Raw genomic sequence first — 23,470 nt, forward strand, 5'->3', positions numbered from 1 at the left:
ATAAATTTAAGATAAAAATTAATCTGATACTCTAAGTTCTTATTCTACAACCATTAGTATCACTTTAGCATTTAATAGTATGTAAAAAAATCACTTTCCTAATTAGTTATGATAAGAAAGGCAGATTTTTTATGTCTGCCTTTCTTAAGCAATTGAAATCTATAAGGTCTTTGCCTCTTCGCGCACTGTTTCTGGATTTTTATCTTTTGAGAAAAACCAGCCGGCTGCAGCGATACCTACTAATACAACATAGAACGTTATTTTCCATCCGGTTGAATGGGCAAAATCCTCGCTTAAAATAGATAACATTGGATGTGATAACGTGTAGACAGCAAGTTTCACACCCACCCAGCCTACAATTGTAAAAGCAGCAATTTCTAATCCAGGCCGTTTTTCTAACAACTTTACAAACTGATTTGCAGCAAAGCGCATAATAATTAGCCCAATAATCCCGCCAGCAAAGATCACTAAAAATTTACCACCATCAAGACCACCGATATTAGGAAGCGGTGTGTTTGGCAAAGCTACAGCCATCGCAACAGCAGCAAGGATTGAATCAACAGCAAAAGCAATGTCCGCAATTTCAACTTTCAATACGGTTACCCAAAAGTTGCTAGGTTTTGATCCTTCCTTCTCCTCCTTCTCATCTGTCTTTCCATGAATGACCACCTTCCGGAAGATATGATTACCGGCCATAAACAGCAAATAAAGAGCACCAATTGCTTGAACCTGCCACACATCCACAAGAAACGAAATCACAAACAAGGAAAGAAAGCGGAACACAAAAGCTCCTGCTAGCCCATAAAATAATGCCTTTTTACGTTTTTCATCTGGCAGTTGTTTCACCATAATTGCGAGTACTAATGCATTGTCAGCAGCTAATAGACCTTCTAGTGCTACCAAGATCAGTAACACCCAGCCATATTCCAGTAAAAGAGTTAAGTCCATGAATATTTCCTCCTTAAAAGTTGGTTTATTTTTTAAAATACTCCCTTACGCCATAAAAATAGGCCTTTACTGATTACAGCAAAGGCCTAAAAGAACACAAAAAGACCTTTACAGTAAAGTAAAGGTCTTGCTAACAACGTCATGTTGCCAATAAAGCCGGAGTAATCAATACTCGGAATGACGACTTTATTGTAGCAGCTACTCCCCTTTAAAAAGGAAATATTTAATTAATAATACCTTATAATAAACCAATTAAAATGTCAATACGAGATTAAGTGATTCATAACTTTTATCCCCATAAGACTCATTCCATTTTACAATCCGTAAACCTCTGAGTATTTTTTCTCTAGATATTCAACCAGATATTCCGCGTTTAATTCTTCACCAGTTGCTTTAACAATTAATTCATTTGGTGTATAAAGCTTTCCGTACTGATGGATATTTTCTTTTAACCATGCTTGGATTAGATCAAATCGTCCATTTTCAATATGGTTATCGAAATCTGGCAAATCTTTTTGAATCGTACGCAGAATTTGCGCTGCATAAAGATTTCCTAATGAATAGGATGGGAAATAACCTATGCCTCCAAAGGACCAATGTACATCCTGTAAGACTCCTTCTGTGTCAGTACTTGGTGTTACACCGAGATAATCCTGCATTTTCTGGTTCCAAATTACTGGCAGGTCTTTCGCTTCAATCTCCCCGCTTATTAAGGCTTTTTCAATTTCATATCGAAGCATGATATGCAAATTGTAAGTTAATTCATCGGCCTCTACGCGAATAAATGATGGTTCAACCGTATTAACAGCCCGGAAAAAGTCTTCGACTGAAATTCTTTCGAGCTGCTTTGGAAAATACGCCTGAAGTGTTGGAAAGAAGTAATTCCAGAATTCTTTACTGCGGCCGACCATATTTTCTAAAAATCTCGATTGAGATTCATGGATTCCAAAGGACGCACCGCTTTGAAGAACGGATTCCTCAAACTGAGGACTGACATGCTGCTCATAGATTCCATGTCCCGCCTCGTGGATGGTTCCGAATAATGCAGACCGGACATTTCTTTCTAAATAACGTGTGGTTAATCGAACATCACCTGTATTCACTGTTTGAGCGAAAGGATGTACTGTTTCATCTAATCTGCCAGCTTCGAGGTCAAAGCCGATAATAGGCAGAATGTAACGATTAAATTCTTTTTGTTTTTCAATTGAAAATGACTGATCAAATATTTCAGCATTAGTTCGTTTTCCATTTCTTTGAATACGTTCTAACAGCTTAACACTTGAGTCTCTTAATTTCGCAAAAAGTGGATCCAATTTTTTCACTGTTAATCCTGGTTCAAACTCATCCAGAAGTGCATCATAAGGATGGTCCTCATACCCATAGATGTCGGCAAATTTCCGCTTATAATTCACGATTTTCTCTAAGTACGGAAGGAAGCGGGCAAAATCATTGTTTTCCCTCGCCTCTTCCCAAGCATCATTTGCCTGGGCGGTTAAAATGCTGTATTCCTGAAATAAATCAGCTGGAATGCTCTTTGATTTTTGGTAGTACTGATTATATTCTCTCACTTTTGCTCTTGTCACTTCATCTAATAATTCCATGTTTTCTGGAAGGGTTAGTTCTGCTAGCAGGTCGCCCATTTCAGGTGAAACAGAGAGTTTAAAAATTTCCGTCCGAAGGGTACCCGTTGCCTTAGCAAACGTGTTCCGTCCTTTTTTCGGCGCCATAACTTTTTGATCCCAGTCGGCTAAACCGATGATGCTTGAAAAATGAGTTATTTTTTCATCTAATGTCTTAAACTGTCCTAAGACTTTTAGTACAACTGGATCGACTACTTTCTGTTCCATAAATTTACCTCCTAATCAATCTCTTTCTCTCTTTTCTAAAGATGTTTGGTCAAGAAACAACCACATCCCTTTCTGATTATAAATTAATATTTTTCAAATATGGGGAAAAATTAGAAGTTTTTTTATAGACAAAAAATTCATCAACACAGAAATGTGTCGATTCATAAATATATATTCGCAAAAAATGGAATAATTATCATACTCAGATTTACAAATGGGCAGGATAGGTATGTAAATTTTGTAGAAAGGATGAGCCGGAAATGATTGAAAAACAGAAAAAGAAAAAGTCCCACTTCCCCTTTCGTCTAAATATACTATTTTTCAGTGTTTTTTTATTATTTTCTGTGCTAATCCTCCGGCTTGGTTTTGTGCAAATTGTCTATGGTGAAAATTTCAAAAGAGATTTAGCAAGAAAAGAAGATATAACGATTAGCAGTCCCGTTCCTCGCGGAAGAATCCTTGACCGAGATTACAGAATTATCGTTGATAATGTTCCTAAAAGTGCAATTTCCTACACTAATGAAGGTTTTAGCCAAACAGGAATGCTCGAAACAGCAGAAAAATTAGCAAAGTTGATTTCTAAAAAAACAGAAAAGCTAACAGATAGGGAAAAACGTGATTTTTGGATTTTGACTAATCCAGAACGTGCTGATGCCAAAATCTCAAAAAGAGAAAAAGAATTATACTATGCCAAGAAATTATCAGATGGAGATATTTATAAATATAAATTAGAGCGAATCACAACTGGTGAATTAAAAGAATTTACGAAAGAGAAACTTGAGGTTCTTGCCCTATTTAAAGATTTTAACAGTGGGTACAAGTTTACGACCCAAATCATCAAAAATGACGACGTAACCGCTAAAGAATTGGCTGTAGTGAGCGAGAATCTTCAATCCCTTCCTGGGGTAGACACTACTACTGACTGGGAGAGACGTTATGCTTTTGATCAAACCTTAAAATCGGTGTTAGGAAAAGTAACCAAATCAGATGAAGGACTGCCTGCTGATCAATTAGAGTATTTTTTAGCAAGAGGTTACAGCCGTAATGATCGTGTCGGCAAAAGTCAACTTGAATGGCAATATGAGAATGTCCTGCATGGTTATAAATCAAAAGTAAAAAATGTTACGGATAAAACAGGTAATGTAATCGAAAATCATCCCGTATCCAATGGAAAAAAAGGGAACGACCTAATCTTAAGTATTGATATGGATTTGCAAAGGAAGGTTGATCGAATTATTGAAGAGGAGCTCTGGGCTGCCAAACGTTATCCAGGCACAAATCTAACTGACCGGGCTTATGTGGTCTTAATGAACCCCAAAACCGGTGAAGTTTTAGCTATGTCCGGTAAAAAAATAGTTCGAGATAAACAAACTGGCAAAGTAGAAATGGAAGACGATGCCCTCGGTACTTTTACGACTACATATAACGTAGGTTCCACGGTCAAGGGAGCAACTATTTTAACGGGATATAAAACAGGTGCTATTGCTCCAGGGACGATTTTTGATGATGCAGGCTTAAAAATCCAGGCCACACCTTTAAAAAAATCTTATGCCTACTTAGGCAGATTAAATGAAATTAATGCCTTAAAATTATCTTCCAACGTTTATATGTTTCATACTGCGATCAGAATTGGACAAGGGCATTATGAGTATGATAAACCATTAAATATAAGCGCAAAGGCTTTTAATACTATTCGAAACTCGTTTGCATCATTCGGACTTGGGACAAGGACTGGCATTGATTTACCGAATGAACAATCCGGATTCAAAGGTCAAAGTCATCTACCTGGCTATTTGCTTGACCTTGTAATTGGACAATACGATACTTATTCTGCCATGCAGTTGGCACAATATGTTTCGACAATCGCAAATGGCGGTTACCGAATGCGTCCGCATGTGGTCAAACAAATGCTTGAACCAAAAGAAGGAACAAGTGAACTTGGACCTGTTGTAAAGGAAATTTACCCAACCGTCCTAAATACAATTGATATGAAACCTGATTGGATGTATCGCGTCCAGTTAGGTTTTAGAAAGGTTATGCAAGAACGTGGCGGCACTGCCTATAAATTTTTTGGCACTGCACCGTACTCTCCTGCAGGTAAAACTGGTACAGCAGAAGCCTTTTATGATGGCCCAGAACGGTACAGATTCGGTAAAGAACCACCCCCAGTTATGAACCTTAGCTTGGTAAGCTACGCCCCTAGTTCAAATCCTGAAGTGGCCATGGCGGTTATTGTACCATGGGCTTATCAGGGAAAAAAAGACAACCGTGCCAACCTAAAAATTGGCCGTCGTGTCCTGGATACTTATTTTCAAATGAAGAAATAATCATCATTTCTGTGGGTGCCGGAATATGGCATCCTTTTTATTTCGTTATTCTCTACGTTCATTTTTCCTCAGCACTGATTTCACTGCCTTTTCAATTTCTGCATAACCCGTGCAGCGGCAAATATTTGATTCCAACCATTCTTTGACCATGTTATCATCGGCATCGGGATGCTGTTCAATTAATGAGTGACAGTTCATGATAAACCCAGGTGTACAGTAGCCGCATTGGAACGCAAAATTTTTGACAAATGCCTGCTGGATTGGAGTATTCTCCAACCCCTCAATGGTCGTTACTTTTTTTCCATCCGCTTCAACAGCAAGCATAAGACATGATTTCATCGGCCAGCCCTCAACATTGACCGTACAAGCGCCACAGTCCCCGTTTAAACAGCCAGGCTTCGCACCAGTCAGACCAAGTTTACCTCGTATTGCATATAAAAGTGTATCAGCTGACCGCACCACGATACTCCGCTTTTCTCCATTTATCTTTAACATAATCGTGTGAGATTTCACCTTAGCCCCTCCTTCCTTCTATAAATCTATAAATCTCAAAAATTCAAAGCAGCCCACACATCTAACAAAAGATTCCGCAAGACAAATAGCCTGTATTTGGCTGATCCTTCAACATCATCTAAAATTGGCTTTGGTAAGGTGGCAAGGGCCGCATCAATCCTTGCAGCGATTGGGATTTCACGGTTATTTAAAGATGCTTCCAATTCCTTGGATCGAAACGGAAATGGGCACAAGCCGCTGATTGCGACACGCACTTCATGGTCCAATTTCAATGCTGCAATTGTAATTAATGGATACCCCATATTCCACTGCTGACGACGCTTAATACTAACTGACGGCGCTCGAATAAACCGGGTATCACTTACTAATTGAACAAGGAATTCCCCTTTTTTCAAGTGAAGCTGTTCATGAAAGATTTCATTTATCGGCACCATCTTTTTTCCTTCCGGTCCCACAAGTAAAACTTGGCTATCCGCTAATAAAAATGGTAAAACGGCTTCTCGATAAAAAATTCGTGCACAAATATTCCCTCCTAACGTAATTTTCGCTCGAGCTGTATGGTCGGCAACTTCACTGGCTGTTTTTGTTAATAATGGAAAGGGATTTGCTTCTTCAATCTTTGTAAGGGTGAGCGTACTGCCAAGCAGCAAATGGTCACCAATAACCTGCATGACCTTGGTTTCAGAAATATCCTTTATATCAATAACGGCTTCGGTATATTCTAAATCTATTCTTCCAAGCGTAATTAACTCCGTACCCCCCGAAAAGAACATCGGTTTCTTTCCATGCTGATCTAAATCCTGATATAAATCAACTGCCTCTTTTAAGGTGGCTGGCTTATAATAATCAAAATCAAAGTGAAGCATTATATTTGAGCCTCCTTTGCTTTCCAAATCAACTTGGGAATAAGCGGCCGATGGTGCAGTGAAACTCCCGCAGCAGTTGATAAAGCATTACCATGTGCTGCTGGCATGCCCATTAATCCATGCTCCCCTACACCGCGGGCTCCATACGGACCATCAAGCTGCGGTGTTTCTACAAATCCCACTAAATGTTCTGGATTTTCTCCGTAGCGAAGTGGCCGATAGGTTCGCAGCTGGGGATTGAGGACCCTGCCGAGCTCGTCAAAATAAAACGTTTCCCTCCCTGACACTTTATCAAGTGCCTCTTTGCCAATGGCACTTTCCCAAATAGCCTCCAAAATGAGCCCTCCCCCATGATAAAGCGGATTTCTAGAATCCAGAATACTCTGCCCGAATATCGTTTTCAAACTAGACTAAAAAAACACTTAATCTGGAATGGTCCATAGAAGCTCCATCTTTTCATGTACAGGTTTTCTCCGCACCTCAATTAATTGGGCAACTATACTAATGGCAATTTCTTCAGGGCCCTTGGCTCCAATCGTCTTACCAACAGGTGAATGTATCCAATTTGGGATTGTTTCACGCTCTAGTAATCTTTTTGTCCTTTCTTGTGGACCTAATACCCCTAAATATCTTATATGTTCCTTTTCTATCACCTTTAAAAGTTCTTTATCTCTCTCGAAATGATGGGTCATAATTACAACATAATCATAGGGGGAGAAGGCAATATTTCTTATAAGCTTTTCAGGGTAGCCAATCAAAATTCGGTCTGCATTTGGAAAGTTTTTTTTCTGACAAAATTCTTCCCGCCAGTCACCAATAGTGACAGAAAAGCCTGTAATCGAGGCTAGGTGGACAAGCGGTATTGCATCAGGTCCTGCCCCGAAGATAATCAGTCGCGGTTTAGGTTCATACGTATGCTGATAAATAGATTGCGGGCCCATCATTATTCCGCTTTTGGAGGTAAAGGCAATTTTCGGGATCGGTCCAGACCAATTTCCAAACGGATCACCTTCCTCCTCAATAAACAGATACTCCCCTAAATCATCCAATTTCTTTAACATGATTACCGGTTTGCATCGTTCGAGAGATTTTCTTACCACAACAAAATCCTCTTTTAGTTTTTCAGAGACTGGCTCTAGTAAGATATCAATGGTTCCATTAAAACCTGACCCTTTCCTCCATCTAGGATTATTCTCCTCTGACATGTTATAGTGGAGTATTTTAGCCTCCTGCTTCTTAAAAACATCTTTTGCTTCTATAGCCACTTCTTTTTCCACAGCCCCGCCTGCTAACATGCCGATTTGCTTTCCATATTCCAAAAAGAGCATGGAAGAACCTTCTCTTTTATAGGCGGATCCTTCCACTCGAATAACCGTTGCTAATACTTGTTTTCCAGGCTGATCAATGACTTCTAATATCGGATAAATATCATCCATGAAACTCCTCCAATTTACACATGTTAATACTTATCCTATTTATATTAATTTGGAGGCTATTCCTAGAATGACAAATTTTTTCAAACTATATATCTCTGGCTAAACATTTAAGTTTTTGTAAAACCTATATTAATCATTTTGAGTAAATAGGTGATGAATGTGGGACTTGTTATTTATTTAATTATTGCCTGGCTGGTTTTGACCGTCTTCTTTTCATTGAAAAAGAAATTACCCAGCCGTATAAATATCATACAATTTCTAGTGATTCAGATTGTTCAAATTAACATTTTTACCATTGTCTCCTTTAATATGAAATTGTTCACTTTCGGTAAAGGTCCAGTGGAATTTATTACGGTATTAGTTCATCGTGACATCGTGATTCCATATTTGCTGCTTTTATTTGTCAATCTGTTATTTTTCTCTAAGAAACTAAGAAACAGAATTCTTATCAGTGTGATTATCTTAATCATGTTATTAGCTAGTGAACATTTATTAAGATTATTAGGATATAGCCATAACCATCATTGGTCCGTCTCGCATTACAGCCTCATATGTATGGGTATGATGGGTTTCTCCCTTCTTACCTTGAATCTGATAATAAAATTAGCCTCAAAGGAGAAATTGGAATATGATAGGCCATCTAATCTATGATCGTCACTTTGATTTAAACGAATGGTTTGTACTTGGAATGATCATTGCTGGGATCGGGTTAATTTATTTTTTGCCAAAAATATTACCTGGGCCAACAGTCGCGTTTTGTTTGCTCATTGGCCCATATTTAGGAATGACTTTTGATCATACCATTTCTGTTCCTCCGTTAGATTTATATGATGTTGGTGACGGACCAAGTTTTTCGTTTTTTGATTTGCTTTCATATACCATGTACGCACCATTTGGATATATTTTTATTTATTTTTATGAACGGCTAAATATTAACGGCCAGAAAAAAGTTATCTACATTATTATCTGGACAATCATGGCTATACTTCTAGAAAAGGTTTGTAATAAAGTCGGTATTTTTCATTACAAAAATGGGTATAAGCTGTATAAGCTTGCCTATTCTATTCCCATCTACTTTTTTGTTGAGAGTCTCCTACTCTTTTTCTATTTGAAATTTTTCAGAAAAAAAACATTCCCGAAGGAATCTAATTGAAGGTTAATGGAAGGAACCCCATTAATATGGCTTTAAGAATTGCATAGCAAAGCTCTGAATCATGCAGATGGTTTTCTTTCACTCTTTTCACACATTCCTGAAGGTCAAGTTTGATTACTTTTATCCTTTCATGTTCCTCAAGTTGCTGGTTAAGGTTTATTCCTACTTCCGAGGTAAAAAATACATGAGTGATTTCATTGGTCCGCCATGAGGCAGGCTGCAAATAACCAAGGTAATGCACCCTTCCACATTGATAACCTGTTTCTTCAAAAAATTCTCGTCTGGCTGCATATTCTAGATCTTCCCCTTTCTTCACACCGCCCCCAGGTAATTGTAAAACGTTTGAAGTGACAGGTTTCCGATACTGCTCAATTAGTATCACTGAATTTTGTTCGATTGCCAGCATCACAACACCTTGATATTCATCGACTACAAAATAAGGCCTATGAAATGGATCCTCTTTAACTTCAATTCCAACTAATTTAGCTATTGTTTTATCCTCGTTCATAACTGCCTCCAATCATTTTTTAAAGATAATACAGGATATTTTCCTTTTTAAGTACACTGAAATATACTAGTAATTAGTATGATGTTGCTGATATTGCAAAAAATATATTGATTTTAAATCCAGTAAAGGAAGAAACCATGAAAAAAAATCGAGCATTATTTTTAACGGCGGTCGCCTCAGGCACGATGTTAAATCCGCTTAATTCATCTATGATTGCGTTAGCATTACACAGTATTCAAAAGGATTTTCACCTTTCCTTTTCAACCGTTTCCTGGTTAATATCCAGCTTTTATTTAGCAAGTGCTGTTGCACAGCCGGTAACTGGAAAAATTGGTGATATTTTCGGCCGAAAAAAGACCTTCTTAACCGGCCTGATTGTAGTTGCCCTGTCTGCGCTTGGTGCACCACTAGCATCCACCTTTCTAATGTTACTGATCATGAGACTTCTTCAATCACTAGGAAGCAGTGCCATTTACCCTTCAGGAATGGCACTAATTCGAGACCATATTAAAGATAGACAGGCCTCAGCCCTTGCTGTTTTATCGATTTTTGCCTCAGCCATGGTAGCACTTGGACCAACAATTGGCGGTTTCTTGATCGTGCTAGGGAATTGGCCGGCAATCTTTTGGGTCAATTTTCCCTTTATTATTCTCAGTTTTCTTCTAGGTTGGTATATGTTTCCGAAGGACATTAAGAAGGATAAGTCGCAAATGAAGGAATTATTCTCTCATCTCGATTTTCTTGGGATCGGATTTTTTGCTGCAGGAATGGTATTCTTTTTATGGTTCCTGTTATCCTTTGATGAAAATATACATTTTCTGTCGGGTATTGTTGGTATTATCTTTTTCGGTTTATTTACTTGGAGAGAGTTAAGAGTAAAAGAACCCTTTATCGACGTTCGGATTTTCAGAATCCATCCAAAGCTTTCGATGGTGTATATCCAGTTTATCTTATTAAATATCTTTTTCTATTGCTTATTTTTCGGACTGCCAAGTTATTTTCAAGAAGGAATGGGTTTAAGTGTTGAATTGAGCGGTATGTTAATGTTGTTTATGTCAGGTGTAAGCATTATTATTTCTTCTGTCACTGGAAAATGGATCGATCGTACCGGTATAAACCAGCCGATTATGGTTGGGGCTTTTATTTCTATTATTGGTGCGCTGGCTTTTATGCTGTTTTTTGTACATACTTCCTATCTGGGTATCGGGATTATATTATCGATCATGGGCTTAAGCTATGGAATTGGAAATGTGGTTCTCCAAGTAGCCATGGTAAAGGAAAGTCCCAGAGAAATAATCGGTACTACATCCGGCCTGTTTCAAACCTGCCGATATTTAGGCTCTATCTTAGCCTCGATCATTTTAGGATTAATTTTCGGAGAAGACATAACAGCGGAAAGCATGAAAATGATTGGAGAGGTTTTAGTGATAACAGGAATCATCAGCTTCTTAATGAGTTTGTGGTTTTCACGAGAGACATTCAATTTTAGAAAAATGCGCCATGTTTGATGATATCCATTAATCCGATCAAAAAAAGAAACAGGCTCAATTGAGTGCTGTTTCTTTTACTTAATCGGCAAAACATAAAACAACACACAAAAAAAGTGAGCAACACTTGCAGCTAATACAAACAAGTGCCAGACCGCATGGTGATATTTAAACCCACGCCAAACATAGAAAATAACGCCAAGTGTGTAAAGTGCTCCGCCAATAATTAAATATGTCATCCCCACTGATGGTAGATTCTTAACTAATGGCTTCCATGCAAAGACAATCAACCAGCCCATGACTACATATAATGCCGTTGAAGAAAAAAGGTATTTTTTCACAAAAAAGCATTTAAAGACTGTGCCAGCAATCGCAAGTCCCCATACGATACCAAAAAGTGTCCAGCCGAGTGTTCCTTTAATTACTACCAGTAGTAACGGTGTATATGTACCAGCAATAAAAAAATAAATAGAAGAATGGTCCAAAATTTCGAAAAGGTCCTTTGCTTTTCCTTCTGGGAAGCTGTGGAGCAATGTTGAGGACAGATAAAGAATAACCATCGTTACACCAAAGATTGTAAAACTTACAATATGCCAAACGTTCCCGTAATGAGTTGAAAAAACAATTAATATTACCAAAGCAGAGATGCTTAGCAATGCTCCCACCCCGTGTGTGATAGAATTGGCTATTTCCTCTTTTTTGGAAAAAACATGTGTAGCTGCCACTAGGATTTTGCTCCTTTCCACTCATAAGCCTACTATTTCAATTATTCATGAAAATAACATGATTATGAAAGGAGGACAATGGACATTTGTCATTTATTAAAAATTGGAAAATGAAAACGTATCTTTAATTATTTTGATCCTTCCTATTTTTGTTACTATTATTGATTAGTTTCTGAATGTTTTCTCTAGGACTCCAGCAATTAAATTTGAAGTTCGTTTTTGTCTCAAAGCCTAAACGCCCGCAAAAATAGAGAATCCCCTCTGCCTTTTTCTCGGCAACAAAATGTTTGCATGTCGCACAACAATGGAAATCTTTCATTTACACACCTTTCTTAAACTATTAATTTTTCGTTCATAGTTTATTAATAATTATCTATTAAGATAGAAATAGGTTCCCGGATGAACCTTAAACCTCCGCCCCCTTAAATATAGATTAGTTTGAATACCCGGCCATGGCTGGGTAATTTTTTTTGTCAAAATGAAAACAGAAGATAAATCGCTGTTCCCCACATTATCAATGCGGAAATTTTGTTTAATATCAAAATGAATTTCCCTGATTGATCTACTCTCCCCACCAACCTGCCAACAATCGACAGCCCTAAAAACCAAATCCATGAAACGATAATACATACGACCATAAAAGTAATCCTAGCTGACCCTGAATAGGATAATGAACTCGTGCCGATCACTCCAATCGTATCCATGATTGCATGAGGGTTTAATAATGAAACAGAAGCTGCAAAGGCAATTTGTTTTTTGGTTGAGAATGTTTGAACTATTGTTCCTTCTGCTCTCGGTTTCGTTTTCCATGTTGAATACCCCATGTACAGCAAAAAAAGGATCCCCAATAGTAACAACGTGACCTTTATCCATGTAACACCCAAAACAACGGATGAGACTCCAAAGACTGCTAATGAAATTAATAATGTATCACAAATAGAAGCTGTTAAAACGACTGGAAGGGCGTAAACCCACCTTGGCTGCACAGCTCCTTGATTAAAAACAAACACATTTTGCACTCCGAGTGGCAGGATTAGCCCGAATGCCAAAATAAATCCATGAATGGCTGCACTAAACATTTACTCTCTCCTCATTTTTATTTCAATCTTGATACAAATGTATTTTCTAAAATAAGTATACTTCTTCACAACCCTGTCAATAACAATACCAATCAAGAAGAAATTGAGGTGTTAGATTATGCAGGGAATTTATTTTATTAATGATCGTATTTGTTTAGATGGGCTAACGAAAGAAGAAAGTACTTCCTTACAGGAACAATCCTTAAAAAATTTTATTAACGACCAAGAAATTCAAGTTGTGAAGTTTAATCCCTTCCAATTAAATGACTATTACACGATTCCACATGCACTCTTATACGATTTAAAAAAGGAAAAAGTCCATATTGATTGTTTTTTATATTACTCTTCACAAGTGATTGAAGATTTCGTATACAGTTATCCAGCTAAATGGTTGATCTTAAAAAGCTTCTTTAAGGAACTCATCTCTATTGAAAAGCAAAATGATTTAAACATCTCAGAAGTCGTTTAATCCATTGAATTTTTTGCTTGTTTTCGATAAATAATCACAAAGTTAATGATAAAAATGATGATTAAATAAATCCCATAAATACCAAATGAGTAAAGCTTGTTATTGCTAAATGAAGCACCGGCATACGACAAAAGTAGAATATTTGGGATTTTCCCTATAATAGATGCTGTAAAAAAAGTCAGCCATCTTACATGACTTAACCCACAAATGATATTGACAACTGGCGCGGGGATGATTGGAATTAAACGACAGGTTAAGATGGCAACAAAGGAGTTTCTGTTCAGAAACTCATCGTATTCTTGAACTTTTGGAAATTTCATTAGTTTCTGTTGTGCATAATCACGGAAACCATACCTAGATAAGAAGAAGAAAGCCATTGTTCCCACCATTGCGCCTGTCAAGGAAACAATCATTCCTTGTGATGTCCCAAATACCGCTCCAATCGTTCCTGCTAAAACTGGAAATGGAATAATGGGAAAAAACACGCAAATTGCTACTAACAGCATGCTGATGAATATGGCAATCGTCCCGCCTTGTTTAACTAGGTGCATGAATTCATCTTTTTGAAAAATACCAATCGCAATCACCATAAGTAAAATGCCAATGCTTAACGCTCTTTTAAACATCCAGCTCCCCCATTCACTTCATTTCTTCGAATACATTCATTCTACTATATTTTTAATTATTAAAAAAATAAAAAGAGCCTTTCATTTAAGAAAGACCCCTACTACTACTACTACTCTATTAAAATGCAGTTCTCGCACCAAGGTATCTTGGTTTCCAATAGGAATTGGTCATATCCGCAATCGACACACCTTTTGAGCCAGCTTGAATGAATTGGTTATTGCCCAAATAAATCCCTACATGGGTAGGACCTGGAGCATATGTCTCAAAAAATACTAGGTCTCCGGGCTTTGGTGTAGTCACTACTTTCAGACCCGACCACTGTGTAGCTGCTGTTCGTGGGATCGTAATTCCTACCTTATTAAATACATAACTAGTTAACCCACTGCAATCAAAACCAGCAGGTGTATTTCCACCCCATAAATATGGTGTTCCTATGTATTTTTTGGCTTCATCCATCACCATTTGTGCCTTTGATACGGTGGGTGAAGGCGCTGGTATAGATGTACCACTAGATGATACGTTCAAAACTTGTCCAACATAAATCGTGTCAGATGTCAGATTATTTAGTGACTTAAGCTGAGCAACCGATAGTTTGTTTCGGATAGCAATAAGGTATAATGTATCCCCTTTTTGGACCGTATACGTTGCAGTTCCTGTTTCATGGCTGTGTGGTGCTAATAATGTAAGCCTTTGATTTACATAAAGAGTATCAGATGTTAGGTGATTCCAAGTTTTTAAGTCTGTTATAGAAACCTTATTGGCTTGGGAAATTTTCCATAATGTATCACCAGATTGGACTGAATAGACGTTTTCATGTGCACTTGCTGAACCACCAAATGTAGATAACAGGATCCCCGCCGTTGCAGCGAATGATAATAATTGTTTTTTCACCGTAGCACCCCTTCTTTTCTTCTGTGTAACTCAATCATAAGCGACCTTGAAGGAGTGATTAAATCCCCAAAAATAAGGCTTTCAAGGAAACACATCCCATTATTAACAAGGATATCCGTAAATGTTTCAAAAAGAATAAAGCTACTTTCTTAATTTATAAGGATTTACATGGCACTTAAGATCATAAAATAATATATTTGTAACATAAATGTAATAGATTTGACTTTTACCGTATTTATCGTTATAAGACAATTCAAGCCTGTAATGTAGAAATTTTGTAACTAGCTCCGTTTAATGCACTTACATGATATAATGGACAAAACGCATTATATCAAGGGGGAAACGAAATGAAAGTCAAAAAGAGAAAAGCACTCTATTTAAGGAAGTCACGTCAAGGTGAAGAAATGGACGCCTTGATGACCCACCGTGCAACATTGGTAGACCTTGCAAAACGTCACGGATTCGACGAATATGACATCTTTGAAGAGATTGCAAGCGGGGACGCCGAAAAAGAAAAACTTGAGAAAATAAAGTCCAACATCGAATTATATGACGGGGTCTTGTGTATGGACATCGACCGCTTGTCACGTAACAAGATTGAATCATTCGAAATCGAATTACTATTCGGTGAAAACGGGGTCAAGGTTTACACGCCGTCACAAACTTATGATTTCGCCGACGATAGTCAAAACATGATGTATTCATTCAAGGCGATTTTTGCTAACGCCGAACACAAAAAAATCAAACAACGTATGAAGGCGGGGAAGATTAATAGATTCCGTAACGGTGAATATTCAATGGGAAGACCACCTTTGGGTTATAAGATAGAAAATAAGCGTCTTGTCATCGACCCTTACAACGCCGAAAAGGTGAAACGAATCTTTGAATTGTGTGCCCAAGGTCTTGGACGTGTGGCAATAGAAAATGAAGTGGGCGTCAACGAAGGTCAATTGAAACACATCTGGAAGAACAAGACTTATATTGGTCAGGTCGAAGTCAACTTTTATGACGGTCAAGGGAACGTGACCGAAACCCTGACCCAATCGTGTGACCCTATCATCGACATTGAACTATTCGTGAAGTGTCAGGAAGAAATTCGCCGTCGTGACCGTAATCCCGCAAGGACACGGGGCGGTGTGAAGTCATTCATTCAAGGAATGTTCCGTTGTTCCGCTTGTGGTTGTCAATTGGTCATTTCCAACAACGGCGGGAAGGGTCACTACATTGTGAGGTGTCAAACCCGCAAGTGTCCGACTAGTGGGATTCGTCTTGACTATGTTGAAAACTATATCATTAATGAAATCGAAGACGCGTGTGACGTTCTGAATGATCTGCTTGTAGAAAAGATGAAGACGTCCACACCATCAACATTACCGAATGAATTAGACGCCGTACGGGGCGAAATTGGAGCATTAGAAGGGAAACTGAAACGGGTCAAGGACGCCTATTTTGACGCCGACATCAACAAAGAGGAATACAAGGAAAGGAAATCTTCCCTTGATATGGAAATCAATAATTTGAACTTGAAACTTCAAGCGTTGGAATTGAAAATTGCACGGGACGACAAAGACCAAGCGGTCAAAGACCTTATCGACCTACTCGACGATGTTGAGGATTTCGAAGACAAGACCCTTGAAGAAAAACATCTTGTCATGAAGCGATTGGTAGACCGTATTGAGTATTCACGGTCAGTACCAAAAACGGCGGATAGGAGGACAACCACCCTAATGTATCCGCCGACGATTAAGGTCATATATAGAGAATTCTAGATACAAGAAAGGACGTCCACACACGGGCGTCCTTTTTTTTATGCTGTCACCTTCCCCTTTTTGGTCTTTTTATCTTCTTTCAAGCGAAGCAAAAGTTCGTCCCATTCATCGGTTGTAATAGTTTTTAGACTATCCTTGACAAGAAGGTTGATAGTTCGTTCACTATAATGACCAATGACTTTTAATGTGCTTTTGAAAGTGGTGACTTGTTCTTCTAAAGATAGTTTTGCAAAAGATTCATAGTTTAACATTTTGATTCCCCCCTGGTTTTCAAATGTCTTCAAGGGATATAACAAGAACCGAAATCGAAACACGCAAAGGGCCTGCGGGAATGTTGTGCAGCATGTTGTGCTGCACATTGAGCTGCACAACCAAAAAAAAAGGGGACATCCCGAAGGACATCCCCTTATTAATTATTTACCTTTGTAACAAACAATCTTGGACGGTTCAGCAAGTGCCGAATCCATTTCAAGGAATGCGGACACACCGGTCTGATAGAATTCCGCATAACGTTCTAATAAGACCTTGATTTCCACATTGTTTGTCATCTTCACGTGGACACCTGAAAGGTCACCATAGAAGATTTGAAGTGCGTTGACACCCATAACAGGAACACGGTCAGATAATAGGACAGGCTTACCAAGAAGTAAATAATCAAACTTATCAGATAGACCACCATCGGTGAATAATAGGTCACCTGACGTGCTTGCCTTCAATGAACGAATGTAAGCGAACGTCGAAGGGTTCATTAACCACACTGACTTTTCTTGGTACACTTGCGGAACTTTCAATTGTAATGAAATCAGTTCATCAGGTGTGATGACCATAGTCGTTGCACCAAGGTTGGTTTGACCCGCCACGACTTGTGCTAATCCGTTCAGCTTACCCGCACCGCCGACACCCGCAATCAATTCACCTTCAACAAACCACGCAATAGACTTTGCAAGTTCATTGATTAAGAATTGAACCACGTTAATGTCAGAACGATTAATGAAAGAGTTCGACACCTTTGTAAGTGTGCCAATGATGACGTTCTTCAATGCAACCGTTGTGAAGTTGGCGTTCGAATCCGACACCGTCGAACCCTCGGTGAAGTATGCAACCACGTGTTGTGTGAAGTCATAAACAGGGATATTTAAGTCCCCTTTGACATTCCAAATGGTAGCACGTTGTAAAATACCACATTGGTTCTTCACTTGGTCAATAATCTGCGAAGCAATTGACGTTGGAATGACCCCACCGTTTGACCCCGCCGTAATTCCGCCCGTTGCACGGGATTCCTTGACCCAAGTCAAGAACGCCTTTTCGTCTAATTGACGTTGTTCAACGTTTTCCGCATTTTTAACAACTATCATATTTTCCATTCCCCCACGTTCTTCTTTTATTTCGGAATCTATTTCCTCAATCTCTTTTTTGATTTGTTCAAAACGAACATTGTCCGCTTTGGTCAAGTTGCGTTTTTCAGCTTTTGCCGTATTGACCAACCTGTCCATTTCGTCAATTAAGTCATTACGTTTTTCAATCAATGCCTTTGACATCAAATCACCCTTTCAATTCAAAATAAAAAACCTTCCTGACATCCGACCGTGCAGGGTCATGACGATGTCAAAAGGTTTCGTGTTGGAAATCAAGAAATCCGTGAAGTTTCGGAAGAAGACCTTTGCGTGGTCGTCATCGTTCCAAGGTCAATCGACTTACAAATGTTGAACCAAATAAACCGCTTGTTACAAAGTCAGGTAGGAGGTGAATTTTCACCTACCTTTCTAAATAGGTGGGAACATTGTTCCCATGATAAAAGTTGGTGTCGTTCCCTTGGGTTGTTTCTTCTTATTGACGTTTCGGTCACACGGTGTCATGCGTCGTCAATAGTTTGTCTTCCCCAAGGGTGACCCCTATGCTAGTTGGCGGTGGTTCTTGACGAACCATAATAAAAATAAAAATAAAAAAGACCCCCGTCGGTGAATCAGACCGACAAAGGTCAAAAGTGTGGATTTTGCAAGGGGTGGGAATCCACGAACCACCATAAGGCTTTTCATAATGAAAAACATTTGTCGAAAAACGACAACGACCATTTTTTAAGATGTGGATAGGTCGAACCACGTTTGACCTTTTTCGTGCGATGGATAAGGTCGAACCACCGAAGAAATTCAAAACAGAAATCAACAAACATTTGACACGGTCTGCACACCTTATCGGTGACGCCCGTCAAAAGGTTTGAAGAAATAGGTGGGGACATAGTCCCCATGATAAAAGGGTGAACCTTAGTTCACCAACAAATATGAAAGGATTGGGGATGACGACCCCGCAAATACACCGACATTTGTAAGGCGACCATGAAAGAATGAAGGGGTTCTTTTAGTCTTTGTCGGTATATTTGCGGGAAGACATCCGACGCCGTCCCGTCTATCTGTTTTGTTGTTCTTCGATGTATTTAATCAATAGTCGTCGAATTAAAGCACTAACATTGGTGTCATTGTCTTTGACATAATCAGAAACCGTGATGACTTCGTCTTTTGATAACCTGACGGAAATATTCTTATGAAGTGTTTCATTTTTCATTCAATCACACCCTTTGAAGTAATGTTTTAAAAAAATACCCTACACTATATATAACAGTAAAAATGACCAAATCACGCAACATTTTAAGAACATTTGACAAAAAAACTTTCATATGCTTCACGGCATCATCAATTGCCCTTATTTAGAATAATTCTAATGTAAATATCTATTTCGGGAAAAAAATGTGCGTTCAAGTCGATACGTGGTATTCTGTTTTGCACTAAAAACGAAAGAAAAAAGGCGGGGGGATAGAAAAAGACATCGTCACACGTATTAAGGTCAAAAGGTCTTTGAACGTGGTGTTCTACCCTATGACCCGCCCTTGGTAGTCCCTACCCCCTACCCGTTGACCCTATACGTCTTTTGAAAGGTCTGTAATGACAATCAAGATGACCTGACCCGTGTCCAATATGCCCGCCCTTGGTCATTGGTGTCGCCGTCATTGATCTTGGTATGTCCCAAGGTGTGGACATCCAGTGAAGTTCCTGACATTCAACATCGACATGTGTAATAGGGTGACCCCCCTTCGTCTATTGTGACGGGCATGACCACCCCTACCCCCTGACAGTGACGCCGTGACCACCTATTAAATATTACTTATTGAAAATGATTTCATAGACCATGACCAAAGGAATGACGAACAGTTCAATACTATCGTTGAACACTTCTTTCAATTCCCGCATGTGTGACCGACCCTTCCCGTTCCTGACGTGCTTCACGTTTTAGACGTTTGTTGGTCTTCCGTTCCACTTCCTTACAAAGACGAAAGAAGGGTGAAGCATAAAACTTCATCCCTTCCTTATTGATCGCATTGTGTTTTTTAAAACGTGCCCGTCCGTGTGGTCTTGGTTTCGACATGATATTTGCCCCTTCCTATATCCTTTCAAATGTCCACCCGTCGGTTTGTTTGACCCGACCTTGTAGGACGGTGTTTATCTTCCCTTGTGCTATCCCCATACATTTCGACGCTTGAAGTTGTGATTCAAAGACATGTTCGTGACCCGTGTCAATATGTCGTGCAATGATTGGTTGTTTGCCCTTACTTGATGTGTCCTTTTTCAAACGGACATTGTCACCATGTGAAACCAAGGCAAGATTATTCCAACGATTATCCGTGCGGATTTCGTTCAGGTGGTGGACTGTCCGCCCTATGCACCGTTCACCATAGACGACCACGGCGATGATTTGATGTGCATACACCTGTTTTCCACCCAAAGATAAAGGACGATACCCAACACCGTTGACGCACGTATCATAGACCTTTTTGGTCTTCTTGTTACGGACAAGACCCCGTTCAAAGTCGGCTTCAAGTTTGTCAATATTTTTGATGATGTGGTCATAGATTTCCTTGGTCATGCCCATTTGTTTTGTCATGCGATTCGTTCCCCTTCCTTTTTATCGGTTCATATTAAATTTAAAAAATACCCTACACTTATATATAACAGGGATTTCCCTCAAATCACGCAAACATCAAAGACAAAACTTCGAATGTGTGGAACGCCCACCCCCTTCTATCCTGACTGACCCCCTTGTTTCAAATCGTATTGACATATGACACTGTCAACCGTGTAACAGTGTAACAGTTATTCAAGGAAGGGAAGACGGGGTCGCACCCCTTTGGACTGGATGACCTTTGACGATGGCGGTCGGGGTGGTTGGTGGTCGGGGTCATTGATCGATCGGAGTTCATCATCGGACGCGGTCGTCATTACAAAAAGAAATTCTTTTTCATTACGTCCATAATCGGCGACAACCGTTGGGGGACGTGGATTCTTACAAATTACAAAAAATACGACGGACATAATCTTTTTTGTAAGATGTTTTTATTTTATTTCTTCTTTTCTCTTACCTATATAAATTTAAATGTAAGTATTATAATAAAGTAATAAATAAAGGTTTAACCCTTGGTACATAAGGGTTTTTGGACATTACAAAAGATTACGTCTTCCTTACAAAACGTAATGACCTTCTGAAATCGTCACCTTTTGACCCCGCCGCCCCCATGACCACGGTAGACACAAAAAGACGACCCTTTTGATAGGGTCGCCCGTGGAAAAGCAGATCAATAAGAGATAAGCGATGTCGACTGATTTCTTCTTTCTTTCCGTCAAAATGTTGACTATTGTTAATCAAACATAAGAATTTGAGGTAATTTCTCTCCAAGTCTTTCAGTAATTTCAATATGTTGTTCTAAAATATGTGGCTTCAATTTATAGAATTCCCTTAGGTCTGATTTTAGATGTTTAGGTGCATATAAGCTAGTTATAGAACTATTTAAGGCATCTACAACTTTTTCATCTAAATCAAAATTGTTAATGTAACAAATAACTAACCCTTTATTTTTGTTTCCCCACGCAAAACTGTGCACAATTTTTCTTTTTTCAAATGCTTCATTATAGAAATTATCGAAGAATTTTTTTGATATTAAAATACCTTTATCTAATTCTGTTACCTTTCTATCAACCCACCAACAACCTTCCTCGAATATATCAGTATCTATGGTGTTAAACATATGTTTAGATGCCTCTTCAAATTGTTCTTCAGGTATCAAGTCATTAATAACCATCTCCAAGAAAATAGAGTAATCATAAGGTGTCATAAAAAGTTTTTTCCATAGGAGGCGAATAAACTTTTCCTTTTTAAAGAAATATCTAACCATCTCCGGCTTTGACCTTAATAAAGCCATGGTAAATTTATGATTTTCTTCTTTGATTAGAAATTCAACAGTTTCATCGGGTAAATCATCCTGCAAACTAAAAAGTTTAAACCAAAAAAGAATAATTTGTTCATCTACTTCTCTATATTTATCCTTTTTAATATAAGAAAACTCCATTAATTGTTGTAAAAAATCCTTATAGTTAATTCGTTCAATCGCATAGGGAATTTGAGTAACAATATGGTCAAATGACTCTCCTCTGGGGGTTATCGTTACATCAAAATGTTCATCTATTTGCTGAACAATAAACGCCATTCCTCCATTTACTACAAATTTCCCCAAATTGGACTGAATAAATAGCCAGAAGCTTTCCACATGACTGTGGCTAATTATATTTCCTTTTGCATGGGCACAATCATTTCTTCTGTTCTTCCAATAAAAATATTGTTCATATACATCTTCTGTTAAATTGAAAATTGGTTTTTTCTTATTTTGTATGGCTTCTATGACTTTTTTTTCCCAACTGTCATCGTCAAGTAGTCCCTTTTGAACATGCTTCCATTCAGGATCTGCATAATCTTTTGGGGGTTGAGATGAAAGCATCCTAATTTTAATTACTGTTTGAAGCCCTAAAAATGAAAATAAGAGAGCAGCACGATAAGCTGATGCTTTATAGCATCTAATACTTTCATCGAATAACTCATGGGCTTCGTTCGTAAAATCTTGTTTTATTAACCACTCTTCAATCTTTAGTATCATCTTAAATTCCCTCTTTCTAAAACTCTCCCTGTTAAAAGCAATTCATCATATCTTAAATTTTGACGACCTCGCTGTTATGCTGAAACCCTTGATATCATTATCATTGTACAACTTCCTAAATATGTTTTACACATTTAATTGTGAAAATTTAGAAATTAAAAAGGGATTTTCATTTCTTATTAAACTAACGAGGCAGGTTAGTTGAAGAAGGTGAGGTTATAATTAATGTACCAATACCAAAAAAAATGGGACAAAATATAAACAGTGTTGTCAATTGGAGGGGATTGATTTGAAAAAAGATAGTGTATTTCTAATAGATGAGTTTGTTAAAAATGCCGTTATTCAAGGGGAAGCGACCTTAGAAGGAAAATATAAAAAAGGTAATAAAGCAAGTGATAAACTATATAAAATCATTGATATTATGAAACAAGATATAAAACTTGCTGAAACTATGCTTGATGTATTAATGGATAGTAAAGAACCAAATGTGAAAATCTGGGCTTGTGGTACAGCATTGGATATTGCATATAAAGTTAAAGAGGCAGAGCAAATTTTAAAAGATATTTCAAATTCAACTCAACTAGGAATTTTGAGTTTTAATGCTGAAATGACTTTGAGTGTACGAAAAGAAGAACTATAAAACCCATACCTTTTTTTACTAACGGGTGCGATAGGATTATAAAAAAGAGGATGAAAAGTTTTGAAATGGACATTTAGAAAAAGTATTTTTAGTTTCCTTTTTTGCTACTTATTCTTAATAATCTTTGGTGATAAATTTAAACTTCCATTTGGTTTATTAAGTTCATTATTTGTTTCGCTTGCTTTTGTTATATTTGAAATTATTTTTGAAT

At 38.1% G+C, this 23,470-nt stretch carries 22 protein-coding genes and 3 pseudogenes; 7 read left to right on the forward strand and 18 right to left on the reverse strand.

Annotated features, from left to right (window positions below; all coding sequences use genetic code 11):
• Positions 1 to 159: 159 nt before the first annotated feature.
• A complete protein-coding gene (locus KW850_RS05275) occupies positions 160 to 948 on the reverse strand; it encodes a TerC family protein (protein ID WP_218346513.1) in 789 nt (262 codons plus the stop codon).
• A gap of 314 nt (positions 949 to 1,262) precedes the next feature.
• On the reverse strand, positions 1,263 to 2,795 hold the full coding sequence (locus KW850_RS05280) for a carboxypeptidase M32 (protein ID WP_218346514.1): 1,533 nt from the start codon (positions 2,793 to 2,795) through the stop codon (positions 1,263 to 1,265).
• A gap of 260 nt (positions 2,796 to 3,055) precedes the next feature.
• Here KW850_RS05280 and KW850_RS05285 point away from each other — a divergent pair, with 260 nt between their 5' ends.
• Complete coding sequence (locus tag KW850_RS05285; protein WP_256358091.1) at positions 3,056 to 5,122, forward strand: peptidoglycan D,D-transpeptidase FtsI family protein; 2,067 nt, start codon at positions 3,056 to 3,058, stop codon at positions 5,120 to 5,122.
• A 45-nt stretch (positions 5,123 to 5,167) separates the two neighbouring features.
• Here the strand turns inward: KW850_RS05285 and KW850_RS05290 are convergent, their stop codons facing one another.
• The 4 genes and pseudogenes from KW850_RS05290 to KW850_RS05305 form a co-directional block, all read right to left on the reverse strand.
• Positions 5,168 to 5,617: a (2Fe-2S)-binding protein gene (locus tag KW850_RS05290; protein ID WP_218346615.1), complete on the reverse strand. Its 450-nt coding sequence runs from the start codon at positions 5,615 to 5,617 to the stop codon at positions 5,168 to 5,170.
• A gap of 53 nt (positions 5,618 to 5,670) precedes the next feature.
• The gene (locus KW850_RS05295) at positions 5,671 to 6,501 is read right to left on the reverse strand and encodes an FAD binding domain-containing protein (protein ID WP_218346515.1); all 831 of its coding nucleotides are present in this window, start codon (positions 6,499 to 6,501) and stop codon (positions 5,671 to 5,673) included.
• Positions 6,501 to 6,785: pseudogene (locus tag KW850_RS05300) on the reverse strand (xanthine dehydrogenase family protein molybdopterin-binding subunit); the annotation flags it as partial. The pseudogene KW850_RS05300 and the gene KW850_RS05295, both read right to left, overlap by 1 nt.
• A gap of 138 nt (positions 6,786 to 6,923) precedes the next feature.
• Positions 6,924 to 7,937, reverse strand: coding sequence for an XdhC family protein (locus KW850_RS05305; protein WP_218346516.1), 1,014 nt, complete (start codon positions 7,935 to 7,937; stop codon positions 6,924 to 6,926).
• A 153-nt stretch (positions 7,938 to 8,090) separates the two neighbouring features.
• Between KW850_RS05305 and KW850_RS05310 the strand changes: the two genes are divergently transcribed.
• Both KW850_RS05310 and KW850_RS05315 read left to right on the forward strand, forming a co-directional pair.
• Positions 8,091 to 8,588, forward strand: a complete 498-nt coding sequence (locus KW850_RS05310; RefSeq protein ID WP_218346517.1) for a hypothetical protein — start codon at positions 8,091 to 8,093, stop codon at positions 8,586 to 8,588.
• Positions 8,566 to 9,090 (forward strand): hypothetical protein, encoded by a 525-nt coding sequence (locus tag KW850_RS05315; protein WP_218346518.1) that lies wholly within the window; start codon positions 8,566 to 8,568, stop codon positions 9,088 to 9,090. Before KW850_RS05310 ends, KW850_RS05315 begins: the two co-directional genes overlap by 23 nt.
• Here the strand turns inward: KW850_RS05315 and KW850_RS05320 are convergent.
• Positions 9,083 to 9,598 (reverse strand): NUDIX hydrolase, encoded by a 516-nt coding sequence (locus KW850_RS05320; RefSeq protein ID WP_218346519.1) that lies wholly within the window; start codon positions 9,596 to 9,598, stop codon positions 9,083 to 9,085. The two genes, KW850_RS05315 and KW850_RS05320, sit on opposite strands and share 8 nt — an antisense overlap.
• A 137-nt stretch (positions 9,599 to 9,735) precedes the next feature.
• Here KW850_RS05320 and KW850_RS05325 point away from each other — a divergent pair, with 137 nt between their 5' ends.
• Positions 9,736 to 11,106, forward strand: a complete 1,371-nt coding sequence (locus tag KW850_RS05325; protein WP_218346520.1) for an MFS transporter — start codon at positions 9,736 to 9,738, stop codon at positions 11,104 to 11,106.
• A 56-nt stretch (positions 11,107 to 11,162) separates the two neighbouring features.
• On the opposite strand, the gene trhA is transcribed toward KW850_RS05325, so the two are convergent.
• Together trhA and KW850_RS05335 are read right to left on the reverse strand one after the other, a co-directional pair.
• Positions 11,163 to 11,810, reverse strand: coding sequence for a PAQR family membrane homeostasis protein TrhA (gene trhA / locus KW850_RS05330; protein ID WP_218346521.1), 648 nt, complete (start codon positions 11,808 to 11,810; stop codon positions 11,163 to 11,165).
• A 473-nt stretch (positions 11,811 to 12,283) separates the two neighbouring features.
• A complete protein-coding gene (locus tag KW850_RS05335; RefSeq protein ID WP_218346522.1) occupies positions 12,284 to 12,889 on the reverse strand; it encodes a LysE/ArgO family amino acid transporter in 606 nt (201 codons plus the stop codon).
• A gap of 118 nt (positions 12,890 to 13,007) precedes the next feature.
• Between KW850_RS05335 and KW850_RS05340 the strand changes: the two genes are divergently transcribed.
• The gene (locus KW850_RS05340) at positions 13,008 to 13,358 is read left to right on the forward strand and encodes a hypothetical protein (RefSeq protein ID WP_218346523.1); all 351 of its coding nucleotides are present in this window, start codon (positions 13,008 to 13,010) and stop codon (positions 13,356 to 13,358) included.
• Here KW850_RS05340 and KW850_RS05345 read toward each other — a convergent pair.
• The 3 genes and pseudogenes from KW850_RS05345 to KW850_RS34565 all read right to left on the reverse strand — a co-directional run.
• Positions 13,355 to 13,984, reverse strand: coding sequence for a TVP38/TMEM64 family protein (locus KW850_RS05345; RefSeq protein WP_218346524.1), 630 nt, complete (start codon positions 13,982 to 13,984; stop codon positions 13,355 to 13,357). The genes KW850_RS05340 and KW850_RS05345 overlap by 4 nt on opposite strands.
• Before the next feature lie 118 nt (positions 13,985 to 14,102).
• Positions 14,103 to 14,357: pseudogene (locus KW850_RS34560) on the reverse strand (C40 family peptidase); the annotation flags it as partial.
• A pseudogene (locus tag KW850_RS34565) lies at positions 14,357 to 14,438 on the reverse strand (NlpC/P60 family protein); the annotation flags it as partial. The pseudogenes KW850_RS34560 and KW850_RS34565, both read right to left, overlap by 1 nt.
• A gap of 785 nt (positions 14,439 to 15,223) precedes the next feature.
• On the opposite strand from KW850_RS34565, the gene KW850_RS05355 reads away from it, so the two are divergent.
• Positions 15,224 to 16,645, forward strand: coding sequence for a recombinase family protein (locus KW850_RS05355; protein ID WP_218346526.1), 1,422 nt, complete (start codon positions 15,224 to 15,226; stop codon positions 16,643 to 16,645).
• Between the two features lie 38 nt (positions 16,646 to 16,683).
• On the opposite strand, the gene KW850_RS05360 is transcribed toward KW850_RS05355, so the two are convergent.
• The 6 genes from KW850_RS05360 to KW850_RS05385 all read right to left on the reverse strand — a co-directional run bounded on the left by KW850_RS05360 (position 16,684) and on the right by KW850_RS05385 (position 22,619).
• Positions 16,684 to 16,896 (reverse strand): hypothetical protein, encoded by a 213-nt coding sequence (locus tag KW850_RS05360; RefSeq protein ID WP_218346527.1) that lies wholly within the window; start codon positions 16,894 to 16,896, stop codon positions 16,684 to 16,686.
• A 162-nt stretch (positions 16,897 to 17,058) separates the two neighbouring features.
• Positions 17,059 to 18,183 carry a phage major capsid protein gene (locus KW850_RS05365; RefSeq protein WP_218346528.1) on the reverse strand — a complete coding sequence of 375 codons (1,125 nt, stop codon included), beginning with the start codon at positions 18,181 to 18,183 and terminating at the stop codon, positions 17,059 to 17,061.
• Between the two features lie 865 nt (positions 18,184 to 19,048).
• Entirely contained in the window at positions 19,049 to 19,204 is a 156-nt protein-coding gene (locus KW850_RS05370; protein WP_218346529.1) for a DUF6290 family protein, read from the reverse strand.
• Between the two features lie 651 nt (positions 19,205 to 19,855).
• Entirely contained in the window at positions 19,856 to 20,062 is a 207-nt protein-coding gene (locus KW850_RS05375) for a hypothetical protein (protein ID WP_218346530.1), read from the reverse strand.
• 15 nt (positions 20,063 to 20,077) lie between these two features.
• On the reverse strand, positions 20,078 to 20,578 hold the full coding sequence (locus KW850_RS05380) for an HNH endonuclease signature motif containing protein (RefSeq protein WP_218346531.1): 501 nt from the start codon (positions 20,576 to 20,578) through the stop codon (positions 20,078 to 20,080).
• Between the two features lie 751 nt (positions 20,579 to 21,329).
• Complete coding sequence (locus KW850_RS05385) at positions 21,330 to 22,619, reverse strand: hypothetical protein (protein ID WP_218346532.1); 1,290 nt, start codon at positions 22,617 to 22,619, stop codon at positions 21,330 to 21,332.
• 289 nt (positions 22,620 to 22,908) lie between these two features.
• On the opposite strand from KW850_RS05385, the gene KW850_RS05390 reads away from it, so the two are divergent.
• Positions 22,909 to 23,259, forward strand: a complete 351-nt coding sequence (locus KW850_RS05390; protein ID WP_218346533.1) for a hypothetical protein — start codon at positions 22,909 to 22,911, stop codon at positions 23,257 to 23,259.
• Positions 23,260 to 23,470: the final 211 nt, after the last annotated feature.

Source organism: Bacillus sp. sid0103 (genome assembly GCF_019219025.1).

Bases quoted from the DNA above. Each gene is read 5' to 3' on its own strand.
- KW850_RS05275 (WP_218346513.1), bottom strand. From the start codon at position 948: ATGGACTTAACTCTTTTACTGGAATATGGCTGGGTGTTACTGATCTTG.
- KW850_RS05280 (WP_218346514.1), bottom strand. From the start codon at position 2,795: ATGGAACAGAAAGTAGTCGATCCAGTTGTACTAAAAGTCTTAGGACAG.
- KW850_RS05285 (WP_256358091.1), top strand. From the start codon at position 3,056: ATGATTGAAAAACAGAAAAAGAAAAAGTCCCACTTCCCCTTTCGTCTA.
- KW850_RS05290 (WP_218346615.1), bottom strand. From the start codon at position 5,617: ATGTTAAAGATAAATGGAGAAAAGCGGAGTATCGTGGTGCGGTCAGCT.
- KW850_RS05295 (WP_218346515.1), bottom strand. From the start codon at position 6,501: ATGCTTCACTTTGATTTTGATTATTATAAGCCAGCCACCTTAAAAGAG.
- KW850_RS05305 (WP_218346516.1), bottom strand. From the start codon at position 7,937: ATGGATGATATTTATCCGATATTAGAAGTCATTGATCAGCCTGGAAAA.
- KW850_RS05310 (WP_218346517.1), top strand. From the start codon at position 8,091: ATGAATGTGGGACTTGTTATTTATTTAATTATTGCCTGGCTGGTTTTG.
- KW850_RS05315 (WP_218346518.1), top strand. From the start codon at position 8,566: ATGATAGGCCATCTAATCTATGATCGTCACTTTGATTTAAACGAATGG.
- KW850_RS05320 (WP_218346519.1), bottom strand. From the start codon at position 9,598: ATGAACGAGGATAAAACAATAGCTAAATTAGTTGGAATTGAAGTTAAA.
- KW850_RS05325 (WP_218346520.1), top strand. From the start codon at position 9,736: ATGAAAAAAAATCGAGCATTATTTTTAACGGCGGTCGCCTCAGGCACG.
- KW850_RS05335 (WP_218346522.1), bottom strand. From the start codon at position 12,889: ATGTTTAGTGCAGCCATTCATGGATTTATTTTGGCATTCGGGCTAATC.
- KW850_RS05340 (WP_218346523.1), top strand. From the start codon at position 13,008: ATGCAGGGAATTTATTTTATTAATGATCGTATTTGTTTAGATGGGCTA.
- KW850_RS05345 (WP_218346524.1), bottom strand. From the start codon at position 13,984: ATGTTTAAAAGAGCGTTAAGCATTGGCATTTTACTTATGGTGATTGCG.
- KW850_RS05355 (WP_218346526.1), top strand. From the start codon at position 15,224: ATGAAAGTCAAAAAGAGAAAAGCACTCTATTTAAGGAAGTCACGTCAA.
- KW850_RS05360 (WP_218346527.1), bottom strand. From the start codon at position 16,896: ATGTTAAACTATGAATCTTTTGCAAAACTATCTTTAGAAGAACAAGTC.
- KW850_RS05365 (WP_218346528.1), bottom strand. From the start codon at position 18,183: ATGTCAAAGGCATTGATTGAAAAACGTAATGACTTAATTGACGAAATG.
- KW850_RS05370 (WP_218346529.1), bottom strand. From the start codon at position 19,204: ATGAAAAATGAAACACTTCATAAGAATATTTCCGTCAGGTTATCAAAA.
- KW850_RS05375 (WP_218346530.1), bottom strand. From the start codon at position 20,062: ATGTCGAAACCAAGACCACACGGACGGGCACGTTTTAAAAAACACAAT.
- KW850_RS05380 (WP_218346531.1), bottom strand. From the start codon at position 20,578: ATGACAAAACAAATGGGCATGACCAAGGAAATCTATGACCACATCATC.
- KW850_RS05385 (WP_218346532.1), bottom strand. From the start codon at position 22,619: ATGATACTAAAGATTGAAGAGTGGTTAATAAAACAAGATTTTACGAAC.